Source organism: Faecalibacterium longum (assembly GCF_040094125.1).
Taxonomy (GTDB): domain Bacteria; phylum Bacillota; class Clostridia; order Oscillospirales; family Ruminococcaceae; genus Faecalibacterium; species Faecalibacterium longum.
In genome coordinates, this window is the sequence record NZ_JBBNIH010000054.1 from 1 (window position 1) to 19,469 (window position 19,469).

The window sequence follows — 19,469 nt, forward strand, 5'->3', positions numbered from 1 at the left end:
TTTTTGTACCCAAAACCATCAAACAAACAAAATGGAGGAACGTATATGGAATTTTTCAATCAGGCAATCGACATTCTCAAAATTCTGGTTATGGCTCTTGGTGCCGGTCTGGCGGTATGGGGCGTCATCAACCTTCTGGAAGGTTACGGGTCGGACAACCCTGCGGCAAAATCACAGGGCATTAAGCAGCTCATGGCTGGCGGCGGTGTCGTTCTAATCGGTCTTCAGCTTATCCCTCTGCTGTCTGGCCTGTTCAGCTAAGTGTCACCCGTTGTCCCTTTTCCAGAAAAGGAGCTGATGTATGGACTTTATCATCGACGCAATCGTTGAATGGCTGAAAGGTCTGCTCGTCGATGGTATCATGGGAAATCTGGACGGCCTTTTCGATAACGTCAATCAGAGCGTTGGCGAGATCGCCACACAGGTAGGCACGACCCCGGCGGACTGGAACGCCGGGGTCTTTTCCATGATACGACAGATCTCCGAAACTGCCATTCTGCCAATCGCTGGGGTCATCCTCACTTTTGTTATGACCTATGAACTGATACAGATGCTCATAGAACGCAACAACCTCCATGAAGTTGACACATGGATGTTTTTTAAGTGGGTGTTCAAAACCTTTGTGGCTGTGATGATCCTGACGAACACCTTCAATATCGTGCTGGCGGTCTTTGATGTGAGCCAGCATGTGATACAGCAGTCAGCGGGCATTATCCAGAACGGGACAGAGATCACGCCGGATGTGCTGGACAGTTTGCGGACAGAGCTTGAGGTGATGGAGTTAGGTCCTCTGTTCGGACTCTGGCTACAATCCTTCCTGATCCAGCTTACCATGATTGCCTTAAACATCGTGATCTTCGTCATCGTATATGGCCGTATGATTGAAATTTATTTACTCACAAGTTTAGCGCCTATCCCGTTTGCCACAGTCCCCAACAGGGAAACCGGACACATGGGGCAGAACTATTTCCGCTCCCTCTTTGCGGTGGGCTTTCAAGGTCTGTTGATCTTGGTCTGTGTCGCCATCTATGCGGTGCTGATCCAGAGTATCGCCACCGACGGCGACCCCATCGGGGCGATCTGGGGCTGTGTGGGATATACGGTGCTGCTGTGTTTTACCTTATTCAAAACAGGCAGTCTTGCAAAATCCATCTTCGGCTGCCATTAAGAGACTTCGGGCCATGATGACCCGAAGCGGAAAGGAGAAATCCATGCAGGAAAAAACTGCGGGCGGAACACCAGCCGCCCCTATAAAGCTGGATGTAAGCGTGCGGGTCATCGAACCTGTGAAAAATCTCATGGGCTTTGCCAGCGTGAAATTCAATGACTGCTTTGTGGTGGAAAATCTGAAAATCGTACAGGGCAGCAAGGGCCTCTTTCTTGGGATGCCCAGCCAGCCGGACGGCAAAGGCGGCTATCGGGATATGGCCTACCCTGTCACAAAGGAGTTCCGGGAACAGCTCAATACTGCTGTTCTGCAAGCCTATGAGGCAAAGCTGGAACAGATGGCGGAGCGCGGCTCTGTGGGGCGTGCGTCCATCAGCGATCAGCTCAAAGCCGGAAAAGCGGCTGCCGAACAGGCAAAGGCAGAGCGGCCTCCGAAGGAAAAGCCCAGCCGCAGCGCAGAGCGTTGACCTCGGGCCATGCTGGCCCGAAGCAGAAAGGAGGCGGGAACCATGCCACGCAAACGGACGGGCTATGACGCGGCCTGCTATTACGACGGAAAACTGCTGGGCCGCTGTACCAAAGCGGACAGCGACGCCTATACCCTGTTGATGAACGCCTGCGGCGGGGACGCCGCCCGTGTCCTGCGGGAATACGCCTACTTTTCCCCGGAGCTGAAGGCCATCTTGGAAAAGGCGGCTCTCATGCAGGCGGATCGGAGCCTGACGGGCGGGATGTTCCATGCGCCGAAAAGCTCCCCGTGGGGCGAGGTGCAGAGCTGTGAAACCCTCTGTCCGGGGGTGTTTTTGGTATCTACCGCCAGCCACGGCGGAACGATGGTGGCAAACGAGGTAGCCGCCGTTCTCTCCCCGGCGGCCAAAAAATGCGGCTTCAAGGACAAGGGCTATATTTGCTATGAGGAGGACGCACAGGAAAGCGTAGTGCTCCGGGAGCTGCTGGACAAAAAGCTGTGGAAAATCCCTGACCGCATTAAGGACAAAGGACAGTTTGAAGAAAAACTCAATCAGTCCATCCGGCAGTATCACCCCGAATACTGGCGGGCAAGGCAGAGCGGACGAGAGGCCGCCGAAGCTGCCCGCAGCACAGCCCCGGCCAAAGAGGCCGCAAGATAACCTCGGGCCATGCTGGCCCGAAGCAATAAAGGAGGTGTACCAAAATGGCCTATGTGCCAGTACCAAAAGACCTTTCCAAAATCAAGACAAAGCTGGCCTTCAACCTAACGAAGCGCCAGCTTGTTTGTTTTTCCAGCGCGGCGGCGGTGGGCCTCCCGGCTTACCTGTTTTCCCGTGGCAGTATCGGGAACAGTGCCGCCATGTTCCTGATGATCGGCCTCATGCTCCCGTTCTTCTTTCTGGCTATGTATGAACGAGACGGTCTGCCGCTGGAAAAAGTGCTGAAAAACATCATCCGCACCCGGTTCCTCTATCCCCGTGTGCGGCCTTACAAAACCGAAAACTTCTATGCGCTGCTTAGCGCCAGAAAGGAGGCGCAGCCGATTGCGAAACAGCAGAAGGGCCGGAAAGCCCGCAGGCAGAAAGCCTGAAAAGCAGGGCCTTACCGGCCTGTTCACGAAAGGAAAGAACATTCCCACCACCGCCCAGCAGACCCTCCCTTACCGGGAAATGTACCGGGACGGGGTGTGCCGGGTAGCGGACCGCTATTACACCAAAACCATTGAATACGAGGACATCAACTACCAGCTCGCACAGTCCGAAGATCAGGCGGCCATCTTTGACGGGTGGAGCGCCTGCCTCAACTACTTTGACAGCTCCTTGCCGTTTCAGCTTTCCTTCCTCAACCACCGAAGCCGCCCGGGCAGCCGGTACAGCGTGAACATCCCCATGCAGGATGACGATTACAACAGCGTCCGGTGTGAGTATGTGGAAATGCTGGAAAACCAGATCGCCAAAAGCAACAACGGCATTGTCCGCACAAAGCTCCTGACCTTCGGCGTGAATGTGGACGACCTTCCCACCGCCAGGGCAAGGCTGGAACGTGTAGAGGCGGACATTTGCGGGAACTTCAAAAAGCTGGGCGTCAAGTGCCGCTCCCTTTCGGGGCTGGAACGGCTGGAGCTTCTTCACGGGCAGCTCCACCCCGGCAGCGGCTCCCCCTTCCGGTTTTCATGGGATATGATCCCCAAAACCGGGCTTTCCACCAAAGACTTTATCGCCCCGGACAGTTTCGATTTTCGTTTCAGCCGACTGTTCCGGGTGGGGACGACTTGGGGCGCTGCCTCCTACTTGCAGATTTTGGCCTCGGAGCTCTCGGACAAGCTGCTGGCGGAGCTTTTGGAAATGGACGCGGAAATGACCATCACTCTCCATATCCAAACCGTCGATCAGGCCGCCGCCGTAAAATCCATCAAGGCCAAAGTCTCCGACATTGACAAGATGAAGGTGGAGGAACAAAAGAAGGCAGCCCGGTCAGGGTACGACATGGACATACTTCCACCCGACCTTGTAACGTACAGCAACGACGCAAAGACCCTCTTGGAAGATTTACAGAGCCGGAATGAGCGAATGTTCCTTCTGACTTTCCTTGTGGTAAACATGGCCCCGACCCGCCGGGAGCTGGACAATGACCTGTTCACGGTGTCGGGTATCGTCCAGAAATACAACTGCACCTTGAAGCGGCTGGACTTCCAGCAGGAGGATGGTTTTCTTTCCAGCCTTCCGCTGGGCCATAACGGCATTGAGATCAAGCGCGGCATGACGACCAGCTCCACGGCCATTTTCGTTCCCTTTATGACGCAGGAGCTCCGCATGGATGGCGAAGCCGTCTATTACGGGCTCAACGCACTTTCCCATAACGTCATCATGGCAAACCGGAAAAAGCTCAAAAACCCCAACGGCCTGTTCCTCGGCGTGCCGGGCTCCGGCAAATCCTTTGCCGCAAAGCGGGAGCTTGTGAACGTGTTCCTTGCCACCCGTGACCGGATCATTGTGGTGGACCCGATGGGCGAATACTCGCCCCTTATCAAGCGGCTGGGCGGACAGGTCATCGAGATCGCCCCGGACAGCCCCCACCACATCAATCCGATGGACATTGACCTGAGCTTTGACGAGGAAAACCCGATGGCGCTGAAAGCCGACTTTATCCTGTCGCTGATGGAGCTGATCGTTGGCGGCAAGGATGGCTTGCAGCCGGTGGAGCGGACCGTCATTGACCGCTGTGTACGCCAGATGTACCGGGAACATTTGCAGGACCCGGAAACAAGCAAAATGCCGACCCTCCAAACCCTGTATGACCTGCTCTGTTCCCAGCCGGAGGGCGAGGCGGTACGGCTGGCAACTGCCCTTGAAATCTATGTGTCAGGTTCCCTTAACGTGTTCAACCATGAAACCAATGTGGACTTAAACCGCCGTCTGGTATGCCTTGACTTAAAAAAGCTGGGGGCCGGGCTTCGGACGATTGCCATGCTCATTATGCAGGACTTGGTAAACTCGCAGGTGTCCATGAATTTCCTCCGCGGTATCGCTACATGGTGCTACTTCGACGAGTTCCATGTGCTGCTCCGTGACCGGCTGACGGCAAGCTACTGTGTGGCGATCTGGAAAATGCTGCGAAAAAAAGGGTGCGTTCCCAGTGCTTTAACGCAGAACGTGAAGGATTTTCTGGCAAGCCCGGAGATCGAGAACATCTTTGAAAACTCGGACTTCCTTGTGCTGCTCTCGCAGGCACAGGGGGACCGGCAGATTTTAGCCAAACAGCTTGGGATCAGCCCCCACCAGCTTTCCTATGTGACCCATACCAATTCCGGCGAAGGACTGCTGTTCTTCGGGAGTACCACCATCCCGTTTGTTGACCGCTTCCCGCAGAATACCGAGCTGTACGCCATTATGACCACCCGCCCGGAGGACAAAAAACAGGAAATGAACCGGGCATAACGCACTTCGGGCCATGATGGCCCGAGGTTTGGAAAGGAGGGATACATCATCGGAAAGAAACCGGATAAACGGAATTTTCAAAGGCCGGGGCCGACGGAGGATACCGGGAGCAATCGCCCCGGACCGGCTGAACGGGAAGGGCCTTCCCCCGCACCATCCCGACGCCTGCGGTTTAAGGACGAGGATACCGGGCAGGACAGTCCTTCGGGCCATGATGGCCCGAAGTCCAAAAGCGGCAAGTTTCAAGAGGACAGACGGAAAAGCCGTCCCTCTGACCGCATGAGGCAGGAAGATGAAGCGGACGGGCCGCAGGATACCGGCAAGGCACAGGAGCCGGAGGGCTCCGCCGAGAAGGCCGGGAGCAAAAAGGACAAGTACCAGAAAGCACAGGCAAAAGTGGAACACGCCGGGGAAAAGCTGGGAAAGGCCCGGGAGAAACTGGACAAGACCGAGGCAAAACGGGCAGCGAAGAAGCCGCCGGGGCTTGCAAAAAAGGCAGTCCGGGGAGCCCGCACAGAAGCGTGGTTCTATGTCCACAACAAGATACACGAGGTCGAGCATGAAAATGTGGGTGTGGAAGGAGCCCATAAATCCGAGCTGGCCGCAGAGGCCGGAACCCGGAAACTGACCCGCTATGCCAAACGCCGCTGGCAGGAACACCCGGCCCGGAAGGTGGCAAAGTGGGAACGGAAGGACATAAAAGCCCGGGCCAATGTGGATTTTCAGAAGATGGCCTCCGAGCACCCGGAGCTTACCAGCAATCCGCTTTCCCGTGTGCAGCAGAAATGGAAACTGAAACGCCGGTATTCCAAAGAAGCAAAGGCGGCTGCAAAACAGGGCGCAAAGGCCGCAAAGAAAACCGCTGCCGCTTCGGGAACTGCGACCCGTCGGGCGGCGCAGTTTGTGACCCGTCATCCCGTGGCGGTGCTGGTCCTGCTCCTGCTGTTGCTGCTCTGTTTTCTTGTGTCGGCGGTAAGCTCCATCTTTCCCACGCTTGGCAGCGGCCTTGCCAATGCGTTATCCGGCACCTCCTACGCCTCGGAGGATACGGACCTGCTGGGCGTGGACGAGGACTACACGGCACTGGAAAACGAGCTGGCGCAGACGGTAGCGAACATCGAAAGCACCCATCCCGGCTATGACGAGTACCGCTATTCCGTGGACGAGATCGGCCATAACCCCTATGAGCTGGCGTCCTATCTCTCGGCAAAGTACCATGTGTATTTCCGGGAACAGGTGCAGGACGAACTGCGGGAGATTTTCGAGGCACAGTATGAGCTGACCTTGACGGAGGAAGTCGAGATACGCTACCGCACCGAAACCAGCACCGACCCGGAGACCGGGGAAACAACCACCGAGGAAGTCCCCTATGAGTATTACATTCTCAATGTGACCCTCACAAACAAAACGCTGCCCGCCGTGATCCTGCCGAGGCTTGACGCACCGCAGCGGGAAATCTACACCGTTATGCAGCAGCTCAAGGGCAACAAACCCTATCTGTGGGAAGGGATTTACAACGGCGGCGAAGATACCGGCCCCAGTTATGAGATACCCGGCGAGGCGCTGGATGACCCGGCTTTTGCGGCGCTCATGGAAGAAGCCACAAAGTACATCGGCTGGCCCTATGTGTGGGGCGGCTCCAGCCCGTCCACTTCCTTTGACTGTTCGGGCTTTGTCTGCTGGGTGTACACGGCCAGCGGCGTCCACAACCTGCCCCGTACCACAGCGCAGGGCATTTACAACCAGTGTGCTAACATTTCTCCCTCCGAGGCAAAGCCCGGCGACATTATCTTTTTCACGGGAACCTATGACAGCCCCGGCCCTGTGTCCCATGTGGGGATTTATGTGGGCGACGGGATGATGCTTCATTGTGGTTCGCCCATCCAATACGCAAACATCAATTCAAGCTACTGGCAGACACATTTCTATGCCTTCGGGCGTTTGTGAGCCAGAGGAAAGGAGTCCTTGCATGAACAAGATCGACAAGCTCGATAAGGAACTGGAAAAAGCCCGGGAGAAGGCTGCCGAGTGGCAGGCCAAAATCCGGGAGCTGGAAAAGCAGAAACAGGAGGAAGAAAACAGCCAGATCGTGCAGGCGGTGCGCTCCCTCAAATTGACGCCCGCCCAGCTTATAGCCTTTTTGAATGACCCCAAAAACAGCCTTACAGCTTCGGGTCATACTGACCCGAAGCCGGAGGCACCCGAAAAGGAGGACACAGCCCATGAAAAAAACTAAATACCGCAGGCTGGCGGCGATGGCTGCCAGCCTTTTGTGTTGCCTGATCTTTACGGTCCCGGCCTATGCACAGAGCAGCGAGCCGCAGACGGAGACAGCTCCCGCCCCGGCAGAAACCGAAGCGGAACCGGAAACCCAGAACCCCTTTACCCCGGACGGGACGGGAACCGTGGTGGACAACGCCACCGACGAGGATGGAAAGGAGTTCTACACCATCACCACAGCAGACGAGAGCGTGTTTTATCTGGTGATCGACAAACAGAAAACCAGGGAGAACGTCTATTTCCTCAATACCGTTACCACAGACGACCTTCTGCCTCTTGCTGAACAGAGCAAGGAACCGCCCAAAGAAGTGACCCCTGAGCCAGAGCCAAAGCCCACCGAACCGGTGGAGGAAGTACCGGAACCCGAGCCGGAGAAAAAGGACAGCCCCCTTCTCTCTCTGCTCCTGATCGGTGCGGTGGTGCTGGCCGGCGGTGGGATTGGTTACTATTTCAAGATTTACAAGCCGAAGCATGAGGCCCCGGATTTGGAAGATGATTACTGCGAATATGAGGACGGGGAGCTGGAGGAGATCGCAGAGGAACCCGAGGACGAAGATACCCCGCCGTGGGAGGAAGATACGGAGGAATGAGAATGAATTTTACAAGCAGCCCTTTTGAACGAATGATGAAGGAAGTACCGCACCCCGGCTGGGACAATGACAACCCTTGTAAGGGATGCCGTTACTACAAGGAGTGCAAAGGAAAGAAAAAACAGTGCCGGAAGAAGTTCCGGGCGCTGATCGTGGAGCCCCGCCCTTCGGGCCATCGTGGCCCGAAGTCTTAAATGGACGCCCGGGAGCTGACCCGTGACGAGAAGAAGAAAATCCGTTCTCTTGTCATGGGGATGTGCGCCAACTATGACCGGGAAAGCGGCCTGTGCCTTCCTCTTGACTGTGCCTGCTATATGCTGCACAAGTGCTGGACAGGGGCGTACTGCCGTTATTTCCGTGAGGCTGTCCTACCTCTTAACCCGGAGCTTCAAGCGTCGCTGACAACGGAAGGCATCTCCCCGGAGCTGCGGGCCTGTGCGGTCTGCGGAAAGGCATTTTTGCCCGAGGGGCGTCAAGCCTACTGCTCCGACGCCTGCAAGGCCGAAGGGAACCGCCGGAAAAGCCGGGAACGCATGAGGAAAATGCGGGAGAAAAGGCCGGGCGGCTGTTACGATTTGCCGCCTCCAAAGGCTTGACATTCCGGGCTTTTTTGAGGGTGTTTCCGGGGTGGGAATATCTTATTACATTCCTCCCCGGTCTGCCCTCTTATTTCGTAACATCCAGCACTTCGGGTCATGTTGGCCCGAGGCACAGAAAGGAGGGATCTCTTGGAGACAGTACAAGGATATGTGATTTTGAAAGCTGCCACCTTTGAAACCGGACACGGCTTTGCGCTGGGGCATAATCCGGGAGCACCGAGCCCCTTTGTGACCTGGCAGTTTACCGAGGGGGAAAACGGCCATCGGGATTACTACTGGGGCCGCTATGGAACCAGTCAGGCGTGGGCGCAGAGGGACTTTGACCGCCGGGTGGACGACTATCAGCAGCTTTACCATGCGGCGGTCAAGCATACCGAGCTGGGACCGGAGGGCGTTTACCGCTATTATTCCACCCAGCGACCCGTGGACATAGGAACTTACCCGAAGCCGCCGGATAACCAGCCTCTTTCCATTGTCAACTACGACGATGACAGGCGGCGTCCTGTGGCAGACGGCAGGCTGATGGCATGGGGCGAACTGACCTACGCAAAGCCGCTGACCGAAAAGCAGATGGAGGATTATGAACTGAAACCAGCACCGGGCAATCCTGACCGGGTGCGCCCATCCATTACCGCCCGGCTCAAAGAAGGAACCAGAGGGCAGGACCCCCCGAAGGAGCCCGGCCAGAAGCGGAGCCATCAAAACCATGAGGAACGATAAAGGAGGATCGCCATGCACGAAAAAGACAACTATCTGAAAACCGCCGAGCTCTCCACGGAGCAGAACTGCAACATGATCGACGGCGTACCCAACAATACGCCCATCCCACCCACGCCCCCGGAGCTGGACGCAAAGCCGCTTGATAAGGTAAAGGAGCCCAAAGAGCGCCGGAAAGGCCGGGAGTTGGAACGCTGATGGAGAACCGCAAGCGGAATGTCCATCTGCACGTTATGGTAACGCCGGACGAGCTGGCAGCCATCCATGAACGGATGGCTGAGGCGGGCATTTCCAACGCCGGGGCTTATGTGCGGAAAATGGCTCTGAATGGATATATCCTGCACATCGACCTTGTACCTGTAAAAGAGTTGATCTCTCTGCAACGGCGCTGTTCTAACAATCTCAATCAGGTTGCCATACACGCACATACCTATGGCGTGTACCCGGAGGAAATCGACGGATTGAAGCGGGACTATGAAAAACTGTGGGGCGAGGTGTCAAAGGTGCTGCGGGAGCTTTCCGAGCTGGTGGCAAAGTAAGACGAGGGCGGCAGGTTCCGATGTTGGGACCTGCCGCCCTCGTTCTTTTTACCATCTATATCTATGTTTCCGAAAATGTAATTCCCGAAGTCCAGCCTCTTTACAAATAGACGATAGAATTTTTAGTATTTCTTCTCGTGTAGAATTAAGCCATTCAGCAAGCTCACGATCATAGAAACAATAAGCGACATCTTCGCCTGTGCCATATGTCGAATAGGCTTTTTCCTTTTTGGCTATTTTCAATCGTCTGCGAATTGCTGTTAGCATATCAGTAATAGTATAGAGTTTTTCTCTCCATAAAGAGTTTTGGACAGAAGATTTTCCATCAGCCTGTTTTAATATGGAGCCATCACGAGTTCTTAGTACCCCTGTATTCAAGGCAATTAGCGTATCTTCAATCGCTTTATCAAAATCCTCCATTCGACCTTCTTGATAAATGTCATCTTGAAAGGCTGGACGATCAAAGCACTCCAAATAAAATTGGACAAGCTCTTTATCTTTTTCAAAGGCAGGTGTGGAAGAAGTAGTTTCGACTTCCAAAATTGCTGTCTGTTCTGCAAGCTGCTTCCAACTTTGTAGCAGTTCTTTAGGATAACGAGTAATATCCGTATCAATCAATTTAGAACAAGACTGGCATAACCAAATTCCATTTTCAAACGACTTTCTTTCTTCGGGTGTCATAGAAGCGTCATAGCGTGGACCGCCTTGAGCCGCTGCACAGATATGAGCTGCTACCCCTATATTTGTAATTTTTTCAGGATTGGTATTTGCCCCACAAGTCAACTTTCGGCAAGCAGGATTACTACATCTTCTACCAACCCGATTTGCCAGTAATTCCTTTGTTGCTGAAGTAAAGTCGTCTCTGCTGTTCCCCATGTTCATCACCTCGTCTAACCAAAATATTGATTTCATTATATCATAACTTTTTAGATAAAACCATCAAGCTTCGGGCCAGCATGACCCGAAGTTTTAGGACAGGATTTACTAATCTTTCGCAACATTTATGTCCCCGGGCAGGCATGATAAAATAGAGGTAGGAAGGATAGATAAAGGAGGTTTTGAAGATGAAGATACTGCTGAAAATATTGGTTGCTCCCTTTGCTTTAGCGTTGTCCCTTCTGGCGGCTCTGCTGGTGTTCCTATTTGATATTTGTGCCGTCCTGCTGACGATTGCCTCTGTGATCCTGACGGTGCTGGGTGTCGCTCTCTTTTTCACGCCGACGCCCATAGGCGGGATTGTATTTCTGTTTCTTGCCTTCCTTCTTTCGCCGTATGGACTGCAAGCGGCGGCGGGCTCCCTTCTTTGGGCGCTGGACGGAGGCAAATCCGCTCTGTACCGGTTTCTGGCAAGTTAAGCAGCCTCGGGCCATACTGGCCCGAAGTCGGGGCGGTCTGAATGGGCCGCCCCTTTCTCATGGAAAGGAGGAATGATTTTTGGCTACCACAACTTTGTTACAGCGCCATGCGGGCGAAGGCGAAACGATTGCTGAGGCTATCCGGGATTGTCTGGACTATGGCAAGGACCCGGAGAAAACGGAAAGCGGAAAGTATATCTCCGCTTATGAATGTGATCCGGCCACCGTGGCGGACGAGTTCCTTTTGGCAAAGGCCAGCTATGCCGCTATGACGGGCCGGGAACAGAAGAAAGAAAATAATGTGCTGTGCTATCAGATACGACAATCCTTCTATCCGGGCGAGATCACCCCGAAGGAGGCGAACCGTATCGGCTATGAGCTGGCTATGCGCTGGACGAAGGGGCGGCACGCTTTTATCGTTACCACGCACACCGATAAGCAGCACATCCATTGTCACATTTATTACAACTCCACCACCCTTGACTGCACCCGGAAATTCCGAAATTTTTGGGGCTCCAGCTTCGCCCTTCGGCGGCTCTCTGACAGGCTGTGCCTTGAAAACGGGCTATCCATCGTGGAGAACCCGAAGCCCCGGAGCAAGGGCAAGTATCGGAACTATGGAGAGTGGCAGAAAGACCGGAAAGGGCCGCTTTCCTATCAGGACAGGCTGCGCCTTGCCATTGATACTGCGTTGGCGGAACGCCCCGCTGATTTGGACGAATTTCTCAATCTGATGAAGCGGGCCGGATATGAGGTCAAGAAGGTTCGGGGCGGCGGTATCAGCTTCCGGCTGACCGGGCAGGGACAGGAACGCTTCACCCGTCTGCGTGCCTCCACGCTGGGGGACGGCTACAACTTGCAAGATGTTCTGTCCGCCATTGAGGGCAAAGAAAAACGCCCCGGACATTCGGAGCGGAAAATCAGTCTGGCGGTGGATATTCAAGCAAAACTGGCTGCCGGTAAGGGACCGGGATATGAACGCTGGGCGAAGGTATTTAACATTAAGCAGATGGCCGCTGCCCTTGCCTATATACAGGACAATGGACTGACCGATTATGAGCAGTTGGCACAGAAAGCCACCGAGGCGGCAGACCGTTTCCATGCCATTTCCGAGCAGATCAAGCAGACAGAACAGGCCATGAAAACCAATGCCGGGCTAAAGGCCGCAACGGTTCAGTATGCCAAAACCCGTCCGGTCTTTGAGCAGTATAAGGCGACGAAGTACAGCCGGAAATTTCTTGCGGAGCATGAGGCCGACCTTGAACTGTACCGGGCTGCACAAGCGGAAATGCGCTCTCTGCTGGGCGGGGCAAAGCTCCCCAAAATGGATGTGCTGAAGGAAGAAGGCCGTAAGCTCACAGCAAAGAAAAAACAGCTCTATGGAGAATACCAGAAGGCACGACGGGATATGCAGGAGATCGTCACAATCAAGGCGAACATTGACACTCTGATGGGCTACACCGAGCCGGGGAGAAAGCAGGAAAAGGAGCGTTAAGGTTATGAAAATAAGGAGCAAAGCGACGCTGACACTTCGGGCCATGTTGGCCCGAAGATACGGGTTTGGGGCGAGCCCCAACAAGCCGCCTTTGTGCCACTTGTGGCCACAGAGGCATTGCTTGCCACTTAGCGGCAGCCCCGAAAATGGCGCAAAAAAACAGAGGCCCTTATTCTGGAACCTCCGTTTCTCTGGCTTTCTTGAGCCCTTCGGCTGTGGTCTCCATGACAACAAGCTCTTTCTCGTTCATGGAGTTTAGGAGTACATCAATATGCTTTCTGCAAGGACTTGTTTGTTCGCCTCCGTCCGTATGAATAAACTGGTCAACCGAAATGTCAAACATGGTAATGAGCTTTACAAAAAGGTTAAAGCTCGGATACTGTCCTTTGTTCTCAATATTCATAATGGTACGGGAGTCACGGTCTACTAATTCCGCAACATAGGCTTGTGTCCAGCCCTTTTCTTCTCTGGCTCTTTTGAGTGCCAGCCCGAGGCCGTGAAAGTCAAACCTTCTTTCATTTTGGTTCATTCTCATATCACCCTATATCATTCTACATTTCTGGTTGGATTATGAGAATGTAATGAAATTTTACATTAAGTAGTATTTTATTTCGTATCCGTGTAGGCTCTAACTTGTATTATTCGAGGCAGAGAACTATAATGTACTCTGTGGAGGTGCAGAATGGATTATATGACACTAAAAGAGGCCGCCGAAAAATGGGGCGTGACCGCACGATGGATAAACTATTACTGCACTGCGGGTCGCATCCCCGGTGCTGTAAAAATGGCGACGATTTGGCTGATTCCGAAAACTGCGGAAAAGCCGATTGATGGTCGGACAAAAAGAAGAAAGGGAGATAAGCATGAAAAAAATACTGCTGGTTGAAGATGACCCCAATATAGTGTCCTCCCTTACTTTATTTATGAAAAATGAAGGCTATCTGGTTGACAGTGCAAATGGACAACAAACTGCTTTACAGAAAATAGCTCAGGAACAATACGACATTATCCTTTTAGATATTTCGTTGAATGATGGAAATGGTTTTAGCACTTGCTCAGCAATTAAGAGCCAAAAAGACATTCCCATTATCTTTCTGACCGCAGATGATGATGAATTTAGTGTTGTTAGCGGTCTGGAATTGGGTGCAGATGATTATATTTGCAAGCCGTTCCGCCCAAGAGAATTATTGGCAAGAATCAACACTGTGTTGCGCAGAAAAAATGGAAAAAGTGAATTTCTGTCTTGTAAAGATATTACAGTTGATGTTCAAAAGGCGGTTGTCCGAAAAGGAAATACAGAGCTATTCCTTTCGGCATTAGAATACCGTTTGCTGTTGGTGTTTTTGCAGAATCCGGGTGTTGTATTTTCAAGGAAAAAACTACTTGAAATGATTTGGGATGTTACAGGTGATTTTATTAGTGACAACACATTGACTGTCTATATGAAAAGATTGCGAGATAAAATTGAAACAAATCCACAAGAGCCGGAAATTCTTTTGACTGTTCGCGGGCTTGGGTATAAGGCTGGTGAATAACATGGATTTTTTACGAAACAAGGAAGTTCGATTGCAAATAATGCTCTGTATTGGTGTGACGGTGATTGGGAGTGTTTTAAGCTATTTCTTTTGCATGAAGTTCTATTGGGTTACATTTTTAACTGGCTGCGCCATCACCGCTATTTCCCTTATATTCACATATCGCCGCTATATGAAGATTTCTTCTTTAAGTCAGGATATTGATAGACTATTACATGGTGAAGAAAGTATTCGTTTTGACGATTATGGTGAGGGAGAGTTAGCTGTTCTGGAAAATGAGATTTCAAAAATGACATTACGGCTTTTAGCGCAATCGGGACAGCTGCAAAAAGACAAAAAATATTTAGCGGATTCTTTGGCGGATATTTCCCACCAATTAAAGACACCGCTGACTTCTCTTGAAATATTGAATGCTGCGCTTTCACAAGAAGGTATTGATTTCGAACAGCAATCTTCACTATTGCATGAACAGTTATTACTGTTGTCACGCATGGAATGGCTGATTGACGTTTTATTAAAGCTGTCGCGTCTTGATGCAGGGACAATCAAATTCGAAAATAAGTCCTTTCCTGTGGAAAAATTAGTCCAGCAGGCAACAGCGCCATTTGATATCATGCTGGATATTAAAAATATTAAAATGGATATTTCAGATATAGAGGAAATTCAACTATACGGGGATATCAAGTGGCTTGCAGAAGCTTTGTCTAATGTTGTAAAAAATTGTATTGAATCTACTTCCGATGGAGGACAAGTAAAAATCAGCGCTGAAGAAAATGCCATGTATGTGAAATTGTGTGTTATCGATAGCGGAACAGGCATAGCGGAGGAAGATATTCCACACTTATTTGAGCGTTTCTATCGAGGTAAGAACTCCGGCAAAAACGGGGCGGGGATTGGCTTGGCCTTAGCAAAAGCGATTATCACGCAGCAGAACGGAAGGATTATCGCTGAAAACATAATGCCATGTGGGGCAAAATTTACAATTTTCTTTGACAGAGGGGTTGCATAATGCAATCCCTTTTTTGCAAAGTGACATTTTTGTAATGAAAGCGTAATAATAGAGTTATTTAAATTTGCTATGATTTCATCATTGTACGGAATTACTTTCAGCAGGAGGAAACAACAATGGAAATATTAAGAGTTGAAAATGTTTGCAAAACATACCACACAGGTGAAACCACAGTGAATGCCTTGACCGATATTTCATTTTCAGTGCAAAAAGGAGAATTTGTTGCAATAATTGGCGCATCTGGCTCTGGTAAATCCACTTTGCTCCATATTCTCGGCGGTATTGATCGTCCCACATCAGGCGAAGTAATTGTAGATGGTCAGAGTGTGTATGAACAAACGGAAGATCAACTTGCCGTGTTTCGCAGACGCCAAGTAGGACTGATTTACCAGTTCTATAACTTGATTCCGGTCTTGAATGTAGAGGAAAATATTACCCTGCCTATTAGGCTGGATGGGCGAAAAATAAATAAGAAGCGTTTAGCAGAATTGTTAGAGGTACTTGGCTTAACAAAGCGTAGAAAGCATTTGCCAAGTCAGCTTTCAGGTGGGCAGCAACAACGTGTGTCCATTGGTCGTGCGCTTATTAACGCTCCTGCAATTCTCTTAGCTGATGAACCTACGGGAAACCTGGATACACAAAACACACAAGAAATCATGCAACTTTTGAAAGCTTCTAATAAATCCTATCATCAAACGATTGTCCTGATTACCCATGACCGGGAAATCGCTTTACAAGCAGATCGGATTTTGGAAATACAGGATGGTCAGCTTGTCAGGGATGAGGTGATTCGCTGATGGAAACAATATTTACCCTTACATTAAGGACACTGCAACAAAACAAAAAGCGTGCATTTCTTACGATTTTCACGATCATTCTTTCGGTAGGTATGATGACTGCTGTCTTGTGTGGCGGCTGGTCCATGCTTCGCTTTTTGCAAGAGAAAGAAGCCGTATACGGTGGAGATTATGCGTATCGTATTGAACTCACCTCGCAGCAGCAAGCGGAAACTCTTATGCAAGGAAAGAATATAGAGAATGTGTCGTTGCTACGTTTCGCTGGAAGTAGTTTTTACGGAGAACCATCTAATAAAAATTTGCTTGCCATTGCAGAAATCAACGATGCATTTGTCGAAAATTTTTATCTGGAACAATATTTACTGGAAGGCCGTTACCCGTTCAATGAAAATGAAATTGTCTTAACGCAAGATTTTATTGACGATAATGGGCTTACATTCTCTGTTGGGGATACGATACAACTTTTACTTGGTACGCGAGTGTGGGACGAAATCGACACAGAGTTATATGGATTAGTAAATTATCTGGGTGATAGGGAAAGTTTTCACCCAGATACTGCGGAGCGGACATATACCATTGTTGGTATTGTATCTGAAATGAATGGGTCTAAAGTAGCCAGTGACTTTAACGCTTATATCGGAATTAGCAATAATGAAACTAATTTATCGGCATTTGTAAAGTGCAAGGATATTTCTAAGTCTATATACGCCGAAGCGGAAGAAAATGCAAAAGCAGTTGGTGGTATTGTGTCAGCATTCCATTCTGATTTGCTCATTTATCATGGTGTGACTGCGGGTAAGGGAGCTGTAAAGATGATTGCGGCTGTTGCTGTAGTTATTTTATTGCTAATGGCTGCTTGCTCTGCCATGATTAGCAATGTCCTTTCGATTTCTCTGCAGGAACGCATTAAGCAGCTTGGTATGCTTGCGAGTATCGGTGCAACAAGTAAACAGAAGAAAGCCAGCGTTACCATAGAAGCCTTTCTACTTGGCATAATTGGTATTCCATTGGGCCTGTTATTTGGTTTGGGTTTAACGGTTGTTGTTCTGGCAATGATACGGATTTCCTTTAAAGACACTTTTACTTTTGGAATGATTGAGCTAAAAACATATATTTATTGGCTCCCTTTTCTCCTGGGAGCAATTTCAGGTATTGGTTCTTTGTTTTTTGCTTGTAAAACTCCGGGAAAAATCGCTTCAAAAGTTACAGTAATCGATACATTGAAGCAAACCAACATTTATCAAGTAAAGCAAAAATGGATAACGCATGGAAAACTAATGTCAATATTTTTTGGAATCTACGGATCGTTGGCTTCAAAAAATATCCATCGGAATCCGAAACGCTTTCGTGCGATAACGCTTTCTATTTTTTTAGCTGTGGTTCTTGGGTTATCCTTGTATAGTTTTTCGGATTTTATGCTTTTTCAAACATCTATGGATATGAAAGAAGATGGTTCAAGTTATACAGATGTTCAAGCTGCTGTTCCGTATAAAGATTTAGCAACTGCTGCGAAAGCAATTTCTGATGAGGGTATTTCAGCAGACATATCCTATCGTATTTCCCGATACATGACAGCTGCATTTGAGGAAGAAAATATCAATTCAGATATGGCGGGATACTTTATAAATGGCAACTTTGCAGAATTATATGTTGTGGGTATTGATGAAGAACATTTTCGCGCTATTTGTAAAGAAAATGATTTGAATTATACAGGATATGATGGCAAGCCAAATCACGGAATACTATTCAATCATGCAACTGGGAATTATGGTACGTCTCCAAATCGTGTTGTAGTTGGTTCTCCGTTTGTGCTTGAAAATGGGTGTAAAATCGAACTGGAATACGGCGACGATACAAATAAAACGGTCATTGTTCAAGATATTGTGAATGGAAATAATGCGAGTATTCAATCACAATTTGTTCAAGATAGAGCTGTCTTGATTGTTCCAATGTCTTTTTTTCAGTGGCTGCTGAATGATGATACCGCTATTGAACTTACCATTAACACCGCACAGCACGAAGAAGTTGCGGAGTGTTTAGCGGATACGGGATTTTTTCAAGTGGTTGATGTGGCAAGTACAACGGAAAATTCCCGCCAGACATATATGCTTCTCAAAATGATGGTTTGCATCTTCACGGTCTTAATGACAATGATTATTGGACTAAATGTATGCAATACGATTTCAAATACCATAGATGTCCGTAGAAGTGAGTTTGCAGTATTGCGATCTGTTGGCATGACATCTGGTGGTTTAAAGAAAATGTTACTTTTGGAATCTGTATTATATGGCATGAAGTCGCTGATATTTGCAATACCGATCAGCTTAATCATTCATTATGTCATGTATTCCATGATTTCGAAAGGAATGACCCCATTTGTGTTTTATATCAATTGGGGAGCATACGGAATCGCTGTTATTATGGTTGCACTTGTAGTAGTAACGGCAATGCTGTTTTCTTTGCGAAGTATTGAAAAGGTTGAAATTGTGAAAGAATTGAAAACTGGGAGCATGTAGTTCAAGACAATCGGGAATTAGGCACATCTCGTAAAATGAAAGGAAAGAAATGAAATGAACAAAAAACATATTACTCATGGCAAGTTGAAAGTATTTATGATATTATTTTTGGCTGTTATTTTGATTGTTCTGGTTGTAGTATGCGCCAAGAAAATTAAACTTTCTCAAAACGAAAAAAATATTATCGGCACATGGAAAAACAGCAATTCAGAAAATGTAATTACAGTTCAAGACAGTGACACTCTAATACTGTACAAAGACATTCCTGAAGCAGGTTTATATCATGGTAATGCTTCTTATCATTTCAGTTACACAGATACTATCTGTGTAACACAGGATGACATCAGTGCGGAGTTTTGTGTTGATGTTGATGAAAATCAATTGATAATCTACTTTGCAGGTCAGGTATATTTAGTGTTGCAAAAATAGTAACAGTGCGTAAATCAATTTAAGTATGTAGCATCATAGTACATATCGGAAAGCAGGACTCTCACCAGCTTTCAGTTACCATCCGAAAATCCAAGGCAACGCCTATTCTGATTCTGGCTTCCCAATTTTGTCATGCGGAGCACATGTGGGTATTTCGGCAAGGCGCACACGCATACATTTGAGAGCTGTATTTGACAGAGAAGTTTCTGGCAAAGGCTCAGGCACTCATACAGTTATATTGTGAGCTAAAGAAGTAGCTGGAAATATGCTATACGCTGGCTTTCGGCAAAGACCTTGTGATTGAGCCATTATTCAGGTGAGTGATACTTTATCATCGCTCATTTTGAAAGGGATGGACAAGAAAATAAAACAAACACAATATTTCTAATACTCTGCCGGACGACGGCAAAAGAAAAAAAGCCGTCGTAGCGCAGACAATTTGACACGCCCATTTGAAACGGCGGCTTTGATTTCAGAGCCGCCGTTTCTTTTCGTCTACGCTAAACCAACGACGACCTAACACCGTGTAAATC

Annotated in this window: 24 protein-coding genes; 22 read left to right on the plus strand and 2 right to left on the minus strand. The window is 49.4% G+C overall.

Translation table 11 applies throughout. The features are described 5' to 3' along the window. Nucleotides 1–45: 45 nt before the first annotated feature. From AAAU26_RS00810 to AAAU26_RS00875, 14 genes are all read left to right on the plus strand, one after another. Nucleotides 46–261 (plus strand): Maff2 family mobile element protein, encoded by a 216-nt coding sequence (locus AAAU26_RS00810; RefSeq protein ID WP_016306504.1) that lies wholly within the window; start codon nucleotides 46–48, stop codon nucleotides 259–261. Between the two features lie 40 nt (nucleotides 262–301). After that, nucleotides 302–1,168: a VirB6/TrbL-like conjugal transfer protein, CD1112 family gene (locus AAAU26_RS00815; RefSeq protein WP_055303316.1), complete on the plus strand. Its 867-nt coding sequence runs from the start codon at nucleotides 302–304 to the stop codon at nucleotides 1,166–1,168. Between the two features lie 43 nt (nucleotides 1,169–1,211). Then, a complete protein-coding gene (locus tag AAAU26_RS00820) occupies nucleotides 1,212–1,634 on the plus strand; it encodes a SpoVG family protein (RefSeq protein ID WP_117613993.1) in 423 nt (140 codons plus the stop codon). A 42-nt stretch (nucleotides 1,635–1,676) separates the two neighbouring features. After that, nucleotides 1,677–2,297, plus strand: a complete 621-nt coding sequence (locus AAAU26_RS00825; protein WP_330379328.1) for a DUF7007 domain-containing protein — start codon at nucleotides 1,677–1,679, stop codon at nucleotides 2,295–2,297. A 44-nt stretch (nucleotides 2,298–2,341) separates the two neighbouring features. After that, nucleotides 2,342–2,728 (plus strand): PrgI family protein, encoded by a 387-nt coding sequence (locus AAAU26_RS00830; RefSeq protein ID WP_003500106.1) that lies wholly within the window; start codon nucleotides 2,342–2,344, stop codon nucleotides 2,726–2,728. Next, on the plus strand, nucleotides 2,646–5,075 hold the full coding sequence (locus tag AAAU26_RS00835; RefSeq protein ID WP_420329869.1) for a VirB4-like conjugal transfer ATPase, CD1110 family: 2,430 nt from the start codon (nucleotides 2,646–2,648) through the stop codon (nucleotides 5,073–5,075). Before AAAU26_RS00830 ends, AAAU26_RS00835 begins: the two co-directional genes overlap by 83 nt. 279 nt (nucleotides 5,076–5,354) lie before the next feature. After that, nucleotides 5,355–7,022: a C40 family peptidase gene (locus AAAU26_RS00840; protein WP_055303324.1), complete on the plus strand. Its 1,668-nt coding sequence runs from the start codon at nucleotides 5,355–5,357 to the stop codon at nucleotides 7,020–7,022. 22 nt (nucleotides 7,023–7,044) lie between these two features. After that, the gene (locus AAAU26_RS00845; RefSeq protein WP_055303326.1) at nucleotides 7,045–7,311 is read left to right on the plus strand and encodes a DUF4315 family protein; all 267 of its coding nucleotides are present in this window, start codon (nucleotides 7,045–7,047) and stop codon (nucleotides 7,309–7,311) included. Further along, nucleotides 7,298–7,945: a DUF4366 domain-containing protein gene (locus AAAU26_RS00850; protein ID WP_055303327.1), complete on the plus strand. Its 648-nt coding sequence runs from the start codon at nucleotides 7,298–7,300 to the stop codon at nucleotides 7,943–7,945. Before AAAU26_RS00845 ends, AAAU26_RS00850 begins: the two co-directional genes overlap by 14 nt. 2 nt (nucleotides 7,946–7,947) lie before the next feature. Beyond that, nucleotides 7,948–8,139, plus strand: coding sequence for a hypothetical protein (locus AAAU26_RS00855; RefSeq protein ID WP_318272949.1), 192 nt, complete (start codon nucleotides 7,948–7,950; stop codon nucleotides 8,137–8,139). Then, the gene (locus AAAU26_RS00860) at nucleotides 8,140–8,541 is read left to right on the plus strand and encodes a cysteine-rich VLP protein (protein ID WP_055303329.1); all 402 of its coding nucleotides are present in this window, start codon (nucleotides 8,140–8,142) and stop codon (nucleotides 8,539–8,541) included. Between the two features lie 132 nt (nucleotides 8,542–8,673). Further along, the gene (locus tag AAAU26_RS00865) at nucleotides 8,674–9,264 is read left to right on the plus strand and encodes a defense against restriction DarA-related protein (protein ID WP_227145461.1); all 591 of its coding nucleotides are present in this window, start codon (nucleotides 8,674–8,676) and stop codon (nucleotides 9,262–9,264) included. Between the two features lie 12 nt (nucleotides 9,265–9,276). Then, nucleotides 9,277–9,459, plus strand: coding sequence for a DUF4316 domain-containing protein (locus tag AAAU26_RS00870; RefSeq protein ID WP_003500078.1), 183 nt, complete (start codon nucleotides 9,277–9,279; stop codon nucleotides 9,457–9,459). Further along, nucleotides 9,459–9,800 (plus strand): plasmid mobilization protein, encoded by a 342-nt coding sequence (locus AAAU26_RS00875; RefSeq protein ID WP_055303333.1) that lies wholly within the window; start codon nucleotides 9,459–9,461, stop codon nucleotides 9,798–9,800. The genes AAAU26_RS00870 and AAAU26_RS00875 overlap by 1 nt, the downstream gene beginning before the upstream one ends. 48 nt (nucleotides 9,801–9,848) lie before the next feature. Here the strand turns inward: AAAU26_RS00875 and AAAU26_RS00880 are convergent, their stop codons facing one another. Further along, nucleotides 9,849–10,676, minus strand: a complete 828-nt coding sequence (locus tag AAAU26_RS00880; protein WP_015553877.1) for a hypothetical protein — start codon at nucleotides 10,674–10,676, stop codon at nucleotides 9,849–9,851. A gap of 188 nt (nucleotides 10,677–10,864) precedes the next feature. Here AAAU26_RS00880 and AAAU26_RS00885 point away from each other — a divergent pair, with 188 nt between their 5' ends. Next, nucleotides 10,865–11,155, plus strand: a complete 291-nt coding sequence (locus AAAU26_RS00885; RefSeq protein WP_005927606.1) for a CD1845 family protein — start codon at nucleotides 10,865–10,867, stop codon at nucleotides 11,153–11,155. Nucleotides 11,156–11,234: 79 nt separating this feature from the next. Continuing rightward, nucleotides 11,235–12,650, plus strand: a complete 1,416-nt coding sequence (locus AAAU26_RS00890) for a relaxase/mobilization nuclease domain-containing protein (RefSeq protein ID WP_055303335.1) — start codon at nucleotides 11,235–11,237, stop codon at nucleotides 12,648–12,650. A 169-nt stretch (nucleotides 12,651–12,819) separates the two neighbouring features. On the opposite strand, the gene AAAU26_RS00895 is transcribed toward AAAU26_RS00890, so the two are convergent. Then, nucleotides 12,820–13,185, minus strand: coding sequence for a helix-turn-helix transcriptional regulator (locus AAAU26_RS00895; protein WP_172681248.1), 366 nt, complete (start codon nucleotides 13,183–13,185; stop codon nucleotides 12,820–12,822). Nucleotides 13,186–13,332: 147 nt separating this feature from the next. On the opposite strand from AAAU26_RS00895, the gene AAAU26_RS00900 reads away from it, so the two are divergent. From AAAU26_RS00900 to AAAU26_RS00925, 6 genes are all read left to right on the plus strand, one after another. Beyond that, nucleotides 13,333–13,536: a helix-turn-helix domain-containing protein gene (locus AAAU26_RS00900; RefSeq protein WP_055303499.1), complete on the plus strand. Its 204-nt coding sequence runs from the start codon at nucleotides 13,333–13,335 to the stop codon at nucleotides 13,534–13,536. Beyond that, entirely contained in the window at nucleotides 13,514–14,185 is a 672-nt protein-coding gene (locus tag AAAU26_RS00905; protein WP_055214723.1) for a response regulator transcription factor, read from the plus strand. Before AAAU26_RS00900 ends, AAAU26_RS00905 begins: the two co-directional genes overlap by 23 nt. Before the next feature lies 1 nt (nucleotide 14,186). Continuing rightward, nucleotides 14,187–15,194, plus strand: a complete 1,008-nt coding sequence (locus AAAU26_RS00910; protein ID WP_070101742.1) for a sensor histidine kinase — start codon at nucleotides 14,187–14,189, stop codon at nucleotides 15,192–15,194. A gap of 116 nt (nucleotides 15,195–15,310) precedes the next feature. Next, on the plus strand, nucleotides 15,311–15,991 hold the full coding sequence (locus AAAU26_RS00915) for an ABC transporter ATP-binding protein (protein ID WP_055214727.1): 681 nt from the start codon (nucleotides 15,311–15,313) through the stop codon (nucleotides 15,989–15,991). Next, nucleotides 15,991–18,507 carry an ABC transporter permease gene (locus AAAU26_RS00920; RefSeq protein ID WP_055303503.1) on the plus strand — a complete coding sequence of 839 codons (2,517 nt, stop codon included), beginning with the start codon at nucleotides 15,991–15,993 and terminating at the stop codon, nucleotides 18,505–18,507. The genes AAAU26_RS00915 and AAAU26_RS00920 overlap by 1 nt, the downstream gene beginning before the upstream one ends. A gap of 54 nt (nucleotides 18,508–18,561) precedes the next feature. Continuing rightward, nucleotides 18,562–18,936 (plus strand): hypothetical protein, encoded by a 375-nt coding sequence (locus AAAU26_RS00925; protein ID WP_055303505.1) that lies wholly within the window; start codon nucleotides 18,562–18,564, stop codon nucleotides 18,934–18,936. The last annotated feature ends 533 nt before the right edge of the window (nucleotides 18,937–19,469 follow it).